The organism is Pseudoalteromonas sp. B62 (genome assembly GCF_037162565.1).
In the GTDB taxonomy this organism is placed as follows: Bacteria; Pseudomonadota; Gammaproteobacteria; order Enterobacterales; family Alteromonadaceae; genus Pseudoalteromonas; species Pseudoalteromonas fuliginea.
Genome location: NZ_JARLVB010000002.1, coordinates 1,313,837 through 1,327,179 on the forward strand (window position 1 = coordinate 1,313,837; position 13,343 = coordinate 1,327,179).

10 protein-coding genes and 2 pseudogenes are annotated in these 13,343 nt (G+C 38.3%); 1 reads left to right on the forward strand and 11 read right to left on the reverse strand.

The genetic code is table 11. From position 1 onward, the window contains the following. Positions 1-34: 34 nt before the first annotated feature. Positions 35-720: pseudogene (gene trmH / locus P4S71_RS10550) on the reverse strand (tRNA (guanosine(18)-2'-O)-methyltransferase TrmH). A gap of 41 nt (positions 721-761) precedes the next feature. Further along, complete coding sequence (gene asnC, locus P4S71_RS10555) at positions 762-1,220, reverse strand: transcriptional regulator AsnC (RefSeq protein WP_007378830.1); 459 nt, start codon at positions 1,218-1,220, stop codon at positions 762-764. 196 nt (positions 1,221-1,416) lie between these two features. Here asnC and asnA point away from each other — a divergent pair, with 196 nt between their 5' ends. Continuing rightward, the gene (gene asnA, locus P4S71_RS10560) at positions 1,417-2,412 is read left to right on the forward strand and encodes an aspartate--ammonia ligase (protein ID WP_337150624.1); all 996 of its coding nucleotides are present in this window, start codon (positions 1,417-1,419) and stop codon (positions 2,410-2,412) included. Between the two features lie 47 nt (positions 2,413-2,459). Here asnA and P4S71_RS10565 read toward each other — a convergent pair whose 3' ends face one another. From P4S71_RS10565 to P4S71_RS10605, 9 genes and pseudogenes are all read right to left on the reverse strand, one after another. After that, positions 2,460-4,067: a DUF342 domain-containing protein gene (locus tag P4S71_RS10565; RefSeq protein WP_337150625.1), complete on the reverse strand. Its 1,608-nt coding sequence runs from the start codon at positions 4,065-4,067 to the stop codon at positions 2,460-2,462. Between the two features lie 144 nt (positions 4,068-4,211). Further along, a complete protein-coding gene (locus P4S71_RS10570; RefSeq protein WP_007378833.1) occupies positions 4,212-4,604 on the reverse strand; it encodes a RidA family protein in 393 nt (130 codons plus the stop codon). Positions 4,605-4,616: 12 nt separating this feature from the next. Continuing rightward, positions 4,617-6,722 carry a bifunctional GTP diphosphokinase/guanosine-3',5'-bis pyrophosphate 3'-pyrophosphohydrolase gene (gene spoT, locus P4S71_RS10575; protein WP_337150626.1) on the reverse strand — a complete coding sequence of 702 codons (2,106 nt, stop codon included), beginning with the start codon at positions 6,720-6,722 and terminating at the stop codon, positions 4,617-4,619. 388 nt (positions 6,723-7,110) lie between these two features. Beyond that, positions 7,111-7,386, reverse strand: a complete 276-nt coding sequence (gene rpoZ, locus P4S71_RS10580) for a DNA-directed RNA polymerase subunit omega (protein ID WP_007378835.1) — start codon at positions 7,384-7,386, stop codon at positions 7,111-7,113. Positions 7,387-7,511: 125 nt separating this feature from the next. Continuing rightward, complete coding sequence (gene gmk, locus P4S71_RS10585; protein WP_337119743.1) at positions 7,512-8,132, reverse strand: guanylate kinase; 621 nt, start codon at positions 8,130-8,132, stop codon at positions 7,512-7,514. A gap of 114 nt (positions 8,133-8,246) precedes the next feature. After that, a complete protein-coding gene (locus tag P4S71_RS10590; protein ID WP_337150627.1) occupies positions 8,247-9,506 on the reverse strand; it encodes a GGDEF domain-containing protein in 1,260 nt (419 codons plus the stop codon). A 404-nt stretch (positions 9,507-9,910) separates the two neighbouring features. Further along, a pseudogene (locus P4S71_RS10595) lies at positions 9,911-10,669 on the reverse strand (IS5 family transposase). A 175-nt stretch (positions 10,670-10,844) separates the two neighbouring features. Then, positions 10,845-12,758 carry a DEAD/DEAH box helicase gene (locus P4S71_RS10600; protein ID WP_337150628.1) on the reverse strand — a complete coding sequence of 638 codons (1,914 nt, stop codon included), beginning with the start codon at positions 12,756-12,758 and terminating at the stop codon, positions 10,845-10,847. Then, the gene (locus P4S71_RS10605; protein WP_337150629.1) at positions 12,713-13,252 is read right to left on the reverse strand and encodes an AAA domain-containing protein; all 540 of its coding nucleotides are present in this window, start codon (positions 13,250-13,252) and stop codon (positions 12,713-12,715) included. Before P4S71_RS10605 ends, P4S71_RS10600 begins: the two co-directional genes overlap by 46 nt. Positions 13,253-13,343: the final 91 nt, after the last annotated feature.

The following is a 13,343-nucleotide window of genomic DNA, read 5'->3' on the forward strand; positions in this document are numbered from 1 at the left end:
TGTAGATTAAGTGTACTTACAGAGTGTAAGTGCATCAAGTATGTTTTAAAGCTTGCCAAAATTGCTCATCAGCGACTATTTCGCCGTTTTCATCAAGTGCAGGGTAAGGTAATTTTTTTGTTTACACTGCCTTGCGATAATAGGGTGGCAGCCTTCAAAGTAAAGTGGATGTTTAACTTCAGCGCTCAACATATCTCTATTATATAAACCTGCAAGTTCACGCTGGCGCTGTGCTTCAAACAATATTAGCGCAGCAGCAACTGAAACATTTAGTGATTGCACCATGCCTTGCATTGGAATAATAATATTTTGATCAGCATATTCTAGGGCTTTTTCTGAGATCCCTGTTTTTTCTTGTCCAACAATAATAGCCGTTGGCTTGGTGTAATCTACTTCTCTAAAATCAACGGCATCTTCTGATAGATGAGTTGCGAGTATTTGTATTTCTGGATTGCGTTCACGCATTGCAGTAACGGCATCATCAATATTTCTATGTAAGTGCGTCTCTAGCCAGTTTTTACTGCCACCTGAGGTATTATTTGTTAGCCATTTTTGCTTTTCAGGCCATACAGCATGTACGTGATGGCAACCAACCGCATCAGCACTTCGTACTATTGCAGATAAGTTATGGTGTTTGTGCACGTCTTCTAAACACACGGTTAGGTCTGTTTGACGGCGCGAAAGTACGTCTTCGATTCTTTGATAGCGAGTTTGCTGCATGGTTATCCTCTTTTTTCGGCAATTATACGAGATTTTTGCAGTTAAGGCATTACCGTACGGCTAATTGGATTTTGTAGAGAAATAAGTGTTTCTGTTGACTGAATGGCTTCTATTGCCTGTATTTTATTAATCAGCACATCTTGTAAGTGATCAATGGACTTTGTCATTACCTTTATAAATATACTGTAGTTACCTGTTGTGTAATAAGCCTCTACCACTTCCTCTAATGCTTCTAGCTTTATAAGCGTTTGCGGGTAATCACGTGCGTTATTTAAATTAATGCCTATAAAGCAGCACACATCGTAGCCCAGCTGTTTAGTATTAATCGTTAATTGGGTGCCTATAATGATCCCTGCTTGCTTCATTTTTTCAATTCTTACGTGAATTGTCCCTGCGCTTACATTAAATCTTTTTGCTAATTCGGCATACGCAGTACGGGCATTTGCCATTAACGCATGAAGTATCTGTTTATCGAGATTATCGATTAAATAATTTTCCATTATATATTTGTCATAAAATTATCGAATATATGGTTTTTATACCACTTAATTAATGCTTTTTATATATTAAAGCTATTTTTGTTATGGGATATTGAATTAATCCTTTAAATCGTTACATTAACTTCATTAAAGGCGCTCATTAGGGCGTTTTTATCAATTAAGCAAGTAACAATAACTGGGAATGAGGCCAATTATTATGAGTTCACACTATGTCCAGCAACAGCAGCAAATAAGTAAAGTTAAGCAATTTTTTTCACAGCAACTAGAAACCCAACTTGGGCTGGTTGAGGTTCAAGCCCCAATTTTGGCTAAGGTTGGCGACGGCACGCAAGATAACTTAAGCGGCCATGAAAACGCAGTTGCTGTAAATGTGAAAGCGATTTCAGATAGCCGCTACGAAGTGGTGCATTCACTGGCTAAGTGGAAACGTAAAACACTCGCAACTTATGGCTTTGGTGTTGGTGAGGGTATTTACACTCAAATGAAAGCTTTGCGCCCAGATGAAGATTCATTAAGTCCTATTCATTCTGTATATGTTGATCAATGGGATTGGGAAAAAGTAATTAACAAAACGACAGAGCGTTCGCTGGCAACACTAAAGCAAACTGTTCAATCTATTTATAAAGGTATAAAAGAGACGGAAGCTTTTGTAAGTGAGTCTTATGGTTTGACGCCTTTTTTACCGGACAATATTAAGTTTGTACACAGTGAAGAGCTACGTAAAATGTATCCTGACTTTAGCGCTAAGCAACGCGAAAAAGCCATTGCACAAGAATATGGTGCTGTATTTTTAATTGGTATTGGTGGCGCACTCGGAGATGGCAAAATTCACGATGTAAGAGCCCCAGATTACGATGATTGGTCTACGCCAACATGCGATCAATACATGGGTTTAAATGGTGATATTTTAGTATGGAATCCAGTACTTGAAGATGCATTTGAAATTTCATCAATGGGTATACGTGTAAGCCCTGAGGTTTTAAAAGCGCAGTTAAGTACAACTGGAGATGAAGACCGCTTAGAGTTTGATTGGCATAAAGCGCTACTACAAAGTAAATTTCCGCAAACAATTGGCGGTGGAATAGGGCAGTCGCGCTTGGCTATGTTACTACTGCAAAAGCAACATATTGGACAAGTACAGGTTAGTGTGTGGCCAAATAAAACTTACGATACAGTAAGTGATTTACTTTAGGGTATATGAGGAGCTATTGATTTGAGTGCCTGTATTTGCACTCATTTCTAGTGTGTTTTAAACTCGATTTCTACTTTATTATTCAAAAACTTTACATTGCATGGTGGGTAATTACGGATTGTTTTGAGTACTTTATTAAAAATATGAATTTCTACTCCAGAATGCAAAACAGTGTTAACAGCAAGGTTTGCATCACTAAGCAAATCATGTAACTCATGATCTAAGCTCGAAAGGCGTTTTTCTAATTGTTCAGCCTGTTGGCAATAATGCAGTTGTGTAGCGCCAATTTTGGCAATTAGCTGATTCTTTTTATCAATATCTTTAACTAAATCAGCTTTTTCGAGAGCAGCTTGAAGAGTATCTAATTGTTGATCTGTATTTGCTAAATCTTTAAAGCAATTGTCTGTGTCAGCAGTTATTTCAGCGCCTGAAGCTGCTAAATTTATTGCCATTTTTGCGCCTGATTCGTTTCCGATTTCACCAGCAATGAGCGTTGTAGCATCCAGTATTTCACCACCAAAAATTTTACCTTTAGGTAAGTCTGTTTGACCAACTTGTAGTAATTTTTTCGCTTTCATAACACAGTGGCTAGTTTGGCGATCAATAAATATGTTAGCTGCTTCTATATAACAATACTGTGAATGAGAAACATGGACATCTCCAGCACAAACTAATTTGCAGGATAACGATTTATCCTCAAGCTTTTGATGGCCAATTACACCTTGCTTCACAGTGATATTACCGCCAGCAGTAAGCTCTCCTGATTCGACAGTACCTAAAATAGTAATATCGCCTTTTGCGTTTATTTTCATACCAGGATCGATGTTTCGTGTAACAATCACACTGCCTTCAAAGTCGATATGGCCACTTTTCACATTTACATCAGATATTGTAAAAATATCATCTACACGCATTCCGTTATTAATTTCTACAGGAACGCCGGCAATAGTAGAGACTAATTCCATAGGGTTTAATTTTGATATTTCAGTGCCTTCACCTGCGACCAGTTGTTTATTTTCACCAGGTTTAGCGGTAAGTATATCACCGACTACTGTGAAGCCCTCTTTACCAGGGGTTGCGGGGTGCTGTCGAATAAGTACTGTACCAGGTTCTACACTTGCGAGTTTTCCAAAGTCACGCATATCAACGCTGCCATCTTCTTTTAATTTTGGCGCGTTTAAACGATCTTTTAGGGTTTCTACCACTGTTACTAATTTTGTCGCTAATCCATCACTTGGAAGCCGCCCTTTGGCGAGAGTACCTTTAACGATTGTCCCAGGTGATAGCTCGGCTTGTTTTTCTAGTAATTGTTCTAAAAATACTTGCTTGTAGCCACGAACTATTCCAGCTTTAACAAGGTGTTTTTTCGCATCATCTAGGCTTAGCTGCTTACCGCCCTGAGCGAGAGTGAGCTCGCCTATAGCTAGCATTTTATCATCGCTAATTTCTATTTTGATTACGGCATCGTACTTAGTTGCAACAACTAAAACTGACTCAGTATTTTTATTTTTGAAGAAGTTGTTTATGGCTTCATGATCGATTTTACAGTCACAAAAAGTCGACATTTCGAGAGCTTCAATCACGAACGCAGCACTCGGCGGAGCGTGCTTACTTACATCAAGTAAAATATTTCCATTATGAGCAAGCTTAAACACTAGTTAATCCTTCTCTACTACTTAAGTTAAGTTTGAGTATATTACATAATAACAGATTGCTAGAAATTTACTTTTGAGTCAAGAAAACAAAACGAGGTTATGGAGAAATAGAGCTATAGCTGGGACCATAGCTCGTAGGTAATACTAATTAGTTGAAGGTAGTTCCATTATTCCATCTATCTCAACTTGCACACCTTTTGGCAATGCACGCACACCAATTGCGGCACGAGCAGGGTATGGTTGTTTGAAGTATTGGCTCATTACTTCGTTAACAATAGCAAAGTTAGATAAATCAGTAAGGTAAATATTCACCTTAACTAGGTCGTGTATCTGACCCCCAGCTTCTTCACATACAGCAGCAATGTTTTTAAATACTTGATGTGTTTGTTCGCCAAAGTCTTCCGAAATAACTTCCATAGTCTCAGGCACTAATGGTATTTGACCCGATAAGTAGACAGCCGTTCCTACTTTAACTGCTTGGCTATATGTGCCTATTGCTGCAGGCGCTTTGTCGGTAGAAATAAATGCTTTATTCATGTGTTTCCTATTTTATTTTTTACGATAGACTTTTTGTACATCAGGCATAACGCGAATGCGTCGCATAATGTTAGCAACGTGGATACGGTTTTTAACGGTAACCCCTAAATCTATCACGTATAAATTACTTTCTTTTTCATCAGTGGCTATTTCCACAATATTGGCTTGGGTAGTCGCAACAACATTGGTTAACTTTGCAAGCGCCCCTTGATGATTAATAATCTCGACTCTAAGGGCTGCGATATATTCTTTCTCTGGATTATCGTCCCACTTTACAACTAAGTATTTAGAGCGCTCACTTTCCCAGCCGCGAATATTTTTACATTCCTGGCGATGAACAGTTAATCCTTTGCCTTGGCTTATATGTGCAGTTATTGCATCCCCAGGTACAGGGCGGCAACACTTAGAGTAATTAACTAACATACCTTCGGTGCCAATAATGGTTGCTTTGGCTTGGTTGGTAATGTCTGTTAAATCATCGTTTTCGTTTTGTAATAAGCGTTTAGCAATTAACATGCTCATCAGATTACCAGAGCCTATTGCTACTAGTAACTCAAGTAGTGTAGAAAGTTCATGTTCTTCAAGTACTCGCGCTATATTCTCATCAGGAATACTGTCGAACTTATTTTCACCAAGTGCGGAGTCGAGTAAACGCCTGCCCAATAACAGCGCTTCCTCGTGATGCTGACTCTTAAGGTAGTTACGAATGCCTAACCGTGCTTTACCGGTAACAATAAAGTTTAGCCAAGTTGCATTTGGGTGAGCCCCAGAGCTAGTAATTACTTCTACTGTTTGGCCGGTATCAAGCGCTTTACTCAAAGGGTAAGGTTTGCGATTTACTCTTGCCCCTACGCACGTATTTCCAACGTCAGTATGTACAGCGTATGCAAAATCAACAGCTGTTGCGCCCATTGGTAATTCAACGATTCGGCCATCTGGCGTAAATACGTAAATTTCTTCAGGGAATAGCTCAGTTTTTACATTTTCTATAAATTCAAATGATGAGCCAGCACTTTGCTGAAGCTCTAATAAACTTTGCATCCATTGGCGAGCACGTTGTTGTGACGTATTGCCCGCGCCATCACCTGATTTTTTATACATCCAGTGTGCGGCCACGCCTTTGTCTGCCATATGATCCATGTCGTGAGTACGAATTTGAATCTCAACAGGTATGCCGTGTGGGCCAACTAAAGAAGTATGAAGTGACTGATAGCCATTGGTTTTAGGCACTGCAATATAGTCTTTAAAGCGCGTTTCAATAGGCTTATAAAGGCTGTGAGCAACACCTAATACGCGATAACACGTATCCATAGAGTCAACCGCAATTCTAAACGCGTAAATATCCATGACTTCGTTAAATAACAGTTCTTTATTAAGCATTTTTTTATAAATACTATAAAGGTGCTTTTCGCGGCCCGATACCGTCGCTTTTATGCCTGACTCTTCAAGGCGCGCTTCAATTTCGTTTTGAATATTTGAAATAACTTCTTTTCGATTACCACGTGCTTTTGCAACTTCAGATTTAAGTGCACGATGGCGCATAGGATATAGAGCTTGAAAACCTAAATCTTCAAGCTCATTTTTAATGTCGTGAATACCTAAGCGGTTTGCTATCGGCGCGTATATTTCTAGTGTTTCGCGTGCTATACGGCGGCGTTTATCGGGGCGAAGAGCACCCAATGTACGCATATTATGCGTTCTATCAGCAAGCTTGATTAAAATAACTCGTATGTCTTGAGTCATAGCCATAATCATTTTACGGTAGTTTTCGGCTTGGAATTCTTTTTTATCTTTAAAGCTGAGCTTATCGAGCTTACTTACACCTTCAACCAATTCAGCAACCGTTTCACCAAAAATTTCAGCTAAATCTTGTTGGCTAAAATCAGTATCTTCAATTACATCGTGCATTAACGCGGCCATGAGCGTTTCATGGTCGAGGTGCATGCCGGCAAGAATTTGAGTTACTTCAACAGGGTGAGTAATATAAGGTTCGCCACTTGAGCGAGTTTGACCCTCATGGGCCTCTCGGGCTACCACATAGGCTTTCTGTACCAGCTCTACATCAGCAGCAGGTAAGTATTCTGATATTTTCTTTTTTAGACCTTCAAAAAGATACATTTACACTCCAATGTTCTAGGGCCCGTTGACCTTTCAGGATTAAAATTTGTTCAATCTAGGGGCGATTTAATCGCGGCGCGAGGTTTTTAGCCTAGCGGGCTAAATAAAAACCGAGCAACAAAGAGTAAATTGCCCCTAGGCAGAACCCTTCGGGCTGAGCATGTTAGGCACTTATGTTGCGTTATCGCTTATGCATGGGGAATAACCACACTACATAGGCTCTGCCTTGCCTAAATACCAAGCATGCTGCTGCAAATTTAACCTCGAAAGATAAACAGGCCCTAGTGAAGTAAATTAGGTAAGTTACGAATATACGATGAAAAGAATGGATTGCCAACGGCTATAGTAGAAATACTGCGCCGTTGGCTAAATCAGACCGGGAGGTCGATTATTGATTGCCACCAACAATGGCAGCAACAGCAGCTAGTTCTGCTGCTTCTTGGTGTTGTTGTTCTTCACGGTCAATTAAGTCCATTGAAGCGCTATCAACTAAACCTAATTCAATTTCACGTAAAGCAACAACCGTTGGTTTATCGTTTTCAGGGTCTACTAGTGGCGTTTTACCACCAACAGCAATTTGGCGGGCACGACGAGCCGCAACTAAAATTAAGTCAAAACGATTACCAACTGCATCTACTGCATCTTCAACTGTTACGCGGGCCATCACAGCACTCCAAAAATAATTTAAAAGCAAAGGCGTAGTTTACTCCAAGGAGCCACATTCGCCAATAGCCAGTGTTCAATTTTTATCAGTTTTACTCGCCTAAGCCTAATTTAAATAGGCTTAAATTATTTAAGCAGACTATTTAGTAAAACTTGATGACGATCTTCTTGGGCTTTTAGGGTTAAGCGTTGAGCCATCACAATCATTTCTATATCAGCAAGTGCGCTCTCAAAGTCATCATTTACAATTACAAAGTCGTACTCGTTATAATGTGACGTTTCAGATTGTGCTTGTGCCATACGTCCGGCAATAACGTCAGCCGAATCTTGGCCACGGTTATTTAAACGCTGCTCTAGCTCTTTTTTTGAAGGAGGTAGAATAAAAATGGTTTGTACGCTTGGCATAATTTTGCGCACTTGCTGCGCGCCTTGCCAATCAATATCTAAAAACACATCAATACCCGCATCAAGTTGCGACTCAATAGCTTGCTTTGATGTGCCATAGTAATTATCAAATACTTGAGCCCATTCAAAAAAGTCATTTTTTTCAATCAGCGCTTTAAACTCATCTGTAGAGACAAAATGATAATGCACGCCATTTTCTTCACCGGGGCGAGGAGAGCGAGTCGTGTGCGAGACCGATACTTTCATATCAGTATGCTTTTTTAATAACGCATTGATTAAGCTTGATTTACCAGCACCAGAAGGGGCTGATAAAATAAATAGGTTTCCGCGCGATTTTACCATTACATTCTCTATTTAAAAATAAACAGGCTTGGATTACGAGTAAACTAAGCCTTTAATACCCGCATTGTACTGTATTTAGTGAATGGTACTCAACTAGGTCAAAATGGGTTTGGGTTAAGCAAATTTTACTTTATTTCGTCCATCAGCTTTTGCTTCGTAAAGAGCAATATCAGCACGCTTAAAAAAAGTGTTCTCAGTATCATTTGGCTTATAACTCGTAATTCCAATACTTAGCGTTATATGATCTATTTTAGGGAAATTAATATTGCTTATATAAGCTTTTAATTGCTCAGCACAATGGAGTAACTGTTCTTTGCTTTGCCCGCGAATTAATACAGCAAACTCTTCACCACCGAGTCTATAAAGTAGATCTGTTTCTCTGAGTTCATTAGTAATTTCACGGGCTAATTTTATAAGAACTTTGTCGCCAACATCATGTCCATAACTATCATTAACTTTTTTGAAATGGTCTACGTCTAGTACAAGTACACCGAGTAATCCGCCTCTAGACGCTATTTTTAACTCATGAGTAAGCTGCTCTTCCCAACGATGTCTATTATAAGCCCCTGTTAATCTATCTTTTGTTGCAAGTTCTAGTAATTTATTTTCAGCGTCTTTTCTATTTATTAGCTCTTGAGACAAATTTTCGGAAAGTGTTTGTAAGTTTTTTTCTAGGTATCTAAGCTCATCTTTTTTAGCTTCATCTTGAACAGGCACATCTTCAACATCAGAGTCGGCTAGTGAACCACGAATTGTCTCTAAATGGTCATGAATTCGAGAGAATGTCTTTCTGAAAGAGCTAATAATGTATTGAGTCATAATAGAACCAATTATTAGAGCACACAGTCCTAAAATAAAATTAATAATAACAAATTGTTGAAGGTGTTTATTGGTATAAATAGAGACTTCCTTTGTAACTTCTTCTAACTTTAATAAAAGGGCCTCAACCTCATTATCAAGTTGCGTGTCTAACTGTTTGGCATGATTCCATTGTTCTATACTTAAGTTTTTGTTTTTTAATGGCAAAATTGCTAGGTAATTTTTATAATCAGAATATAGTTGATCTAATCTTTTTATTGAATCAATAGCAGAAATGTGTGCTGTTTGGACAACAGCAATGTGTTCGTTTGCTATACCCTGTTCAATGATTTTTAAAGCTAATCTAATTCGTACAATCTGATGTTCAATACTTTCTTTTATATTGTTTTTAAGCCCTAAATGTTTTTGAATTTCAGTGTTTTTAAAGTATTTACTTTCAGAGACCTCCATCAATAAATGATGCTTAATTTGCAATATTTCTATTTCATTAATCTTTTCATTTAATGGAATATCAACTTTAGTTAACTCATGCATTTCCTTTTCAATGGTTTGCAAAGTACTTAGAGAATATAAAATTACGATCAATAAAAAAATAGCAATAAAGCAGACAAACCTCTTATTCGGCTAACAGTAGATAGACTTGGAAATTTAGACATAGTTCTATGTATCCTACATATTTGATCGTTGCATAGTTAATTATAGTTTTATTTAGTTATGGTAACTATTTAGGGGATAGCTTAGTACCTACATAATACACTTTGATGGTTTGACAGGGCAAGGACACTAATGGTAAGGGTAGCTCAAAATGGAATCAACAAAAGCGATCTAGATTTTGAATGTTTCTCAGTCTGTTTAGATTAACTCCAGCGTGCTTATCACTAAAATTTACAAGTAGTCCGCTTTTTTCATGCTATTACCCTTGCCCTAGGATCTGTTGAACTTTGCTGTATATAAATTGTTCATGCATGCATTGGCAGCCACATCATCAAAAAACTAAGCGTAATCATACTTGAATAATTACGCGATAATTTATCGTATTTTGTTGCTATTGCTCGATAATTTTTAATTCTACCGAATGCATTCTCAACCAAATGTCTGTATCTATATAAGCACCAATCAACATCCTTATTACCTTTCTTCTGGCTCTTCCTTCTTGGGATTGTTGAATCTGCTCCCATTTTTCTATTTTTTCACGAAAAGTGTCGCTATCATAGCCCTTATCTGCGACAACATGTTCAGCTTTCGGCGAGTTTTTTATCAAACTTTTTGCATGAACGATATCGTTTACTTGTCCTTGTGAAAACTCAAAGTAAACAGGTAAGCCGCCGCTATCTACGCTAAATGGATCTTGGTTGAGTTGCCTCCTCGGCTCTTCCCTATATCTTCGGTCGCTGAAGAAGCTGCACCCGTTCCATGTTGATGAGCACTGATAATACTCCCATCTATAAAGAGCCATTCGACGTCTTCAGAATCCACCAATATATTGAAAGCATGAGATAAGACCCCCTTACTTGACCATAGGTTAAATCGGCGAGAAACCTTACTCCAGCGCATCCAAATTCTTTTGGTAAATCACGCTATGGTAAACCTGTTCGCATTCGATAGAGTATTCCTTCCGTGGTTATTTGATGCGCAGGCTTATCATAAATTCTCCCCGAACTTAGCATTGCTTTGTAAAGGATTTCCCAACGTTCATCTGTTAACATTAGTCTTAGCATAGAGAGTCGCTATTTTTTGTTTTTGGCGAAGTAAATTATACCCGCTCACGATGCTGTTTAAAAAGTATACTTGAAAAATCAACAGCCCCTAGAACGGTAGAAAACAAAAAAGCCTAGAAAAATCTAGGCTTTTTAATGCGATTCTGCTTACCCAATATTAAAGGTTCGAATTAAACTAACCAAAGTTAAACTCTACTTCTGTAGAAGCTTGCTTTGTCATTACCTTATTTTCTTCGAAATCGTCATACAGCACTGATTCTTTCTCGGTAAAGTGGTCAAAGCTGTCATAGCAATTCATACCTCCTTGCTGTAATTCAGAGGATAAAGTATCAGTAGACCAGTCGTTGATATCTCCGATAACAAATAAGTGATGCTTTGCCCGAGTAACGGCCACATTGAGTAAATTAGGTTTCCCATTAACCCATGTTATACCTCCTGCTTTATTACGCACCTTAGACGCTGCGGTACATATAATTACTGTTGAAGCTTCTTTCCCTTGGAAGGTATGAACTGTACCAATATTATCTTCAGCAAAAGTAGCTAAGTTTTGTTTCTGTTTACTTTCACCTAACGCTTCCTGCATCCAGTCATGATTACCTGAATCGTTTGATCTACTTTCCCACTCTTTCTTCAATACAGCACTCATATTAGAAAACGGTGTAATTATGTACACTCCTCCAGCAACCATTTCGGGTTGCTCTTTAACCAAAAACTGAACTACGTCAAGTGCAATTCTTGCCTCTTTTTGATTAGCATATCCCTGCTTATTTATTTCATCAGATTTTTCCGAAACGTTTATCCAGCCACTCTGAATAGCCTTCCACTTAAAAGGCTGGCTAGCTAGAACCATGCGGTTATCGTACGCAATTTTATTTGCCACAGAAAACATAGGCTCGGTGCACCGTCTATGTACTAATAAAGGAATACCTACTTTTCGCTCACCTATTTTTGCAATGTATTGCCCTGCATTATCGCCAAGAGACTGAGCAGAACTAGTACTAACTATGTAATCATCTCCCCACTGGCGAGCGGTATCTTTTTTAGAAATTGGAAGGAAATCAGCTGCTATAGCTAAGTCAATTGAAGGTTGCATTGTTACTACTGGCTCAAGCTGGATAGGATCTCCAACAAAAATAGTTTGCCTACTTCTTTGTAGAAGGCCAGCCACATGATAATTAACAGACTGACCTGCTTCATCGATCATTGATAAGCCAAAACCACCTGTTTTTTGCATTAACTTAAATTGATTCTCTACTGAAGAAAGTGAGGTACTAATCACAGGAAAAAACAAAAACAACATTGACCATAATTGTTGATGCTCAGCAATAGCTTCTTTAGTTTCTAGTCGACCATCAATAAGTTGACCAAGATTTCCCCAGTGCTTTTTAAACTGACTTGCTCCTTGCTCAAGAATCGCTTCATTCAATGCCATAGCATAAATAAATAATTCACTTCTACAACGGTTTAGCTCTTCACTTCCTAAAGGTGATTGTTGTTGCAATCTTTTTTCTGCTTCTTCGAAAGATTCGTCACTTCTTTTCGAATAAGCCTTTGTACCAATTAAGTGTCTATCATGATCAAACACCCATTCTTTAGACGATCTATCAGCTAACTTTTTTATCTTTGCAAAGGCATTTTCAAAATCACTTTTAGCTGTTTTAAATTTTCGTTCACTATGGTCTTGATGAAGTTTTTTACCAAACCACTGTTTTTTAAAAGAATCTAAAGCTTCTATCACTGCTAGCCATTGTTCATTAGTAAATTTAGCCCAATTAGTTGAAAACGCATCTATTGATAATTCTGACTGCTCTATGCTAATTAACGCGTCTGTAAAAGGTAAGAAAAACTTATTATACTTATTGTTAGCATGACACTTCTTAATATCACTGGCCAACAACATAAGCTTCTCTTGCTCTTGTAATGACTGAACAAAGTTAGCAATAATTTCTTTTGCACTTTCTTTGCCTTTTTTCTTCAAATCTTTCATTAAAGAATCAAGGTGAAAGAAATCACTCACTTTATTGAGATGCGCAGAGAGCGCCTTCAAAAGTGGTTTAAATGCTTTACGGTTTTTTGAATTCCCCAACACTGCACAAAATACCCCCAGTCACCTTCTGGGGCAACGATTTTAAAATGCTTGGTTTTGGAGGAGAACGCTTTATGAAGTTTTGATAAGGAAGGTAATTCTTTAGATATATTCTCAACAGCTTTATTATTGCTAGAAGCGACAACCATACTGTGTTGCATAATTAAGCGAGTGACTTTTTCATCACTGAACCAGTCATTTTTATCGCTAAGCTCCTTTAATAACAGAGTACGCGAAACAAGTTTGTCAGCAATAATATCTTTTAATAATGTTGTTTTACCTGTCCCAGGAGGACCATTGACAGCAACAACAGGGTTATCGCCTGCCTTTTTTGCTGTATTCACAGCAAATGACTGCAGCAAACTAAGGCCAAACTCGGGGTTCTCAGGCCAACGTCCATATATAATGCCATTAGTTAAAGGCCAGAAAAAGTCGCCTTGGTTAACTGCTTCCGGGACTTCGGTTTTATCCTTACGTCCGAGTAAATAAGATCTCAAAGGTAAAGATAAGCCCTTTGTACCCCATTTACTAACAGCTGAAATGGACCTTTCAAGATCATCAACAAAAAATGGACCTAGTTGTTTACTC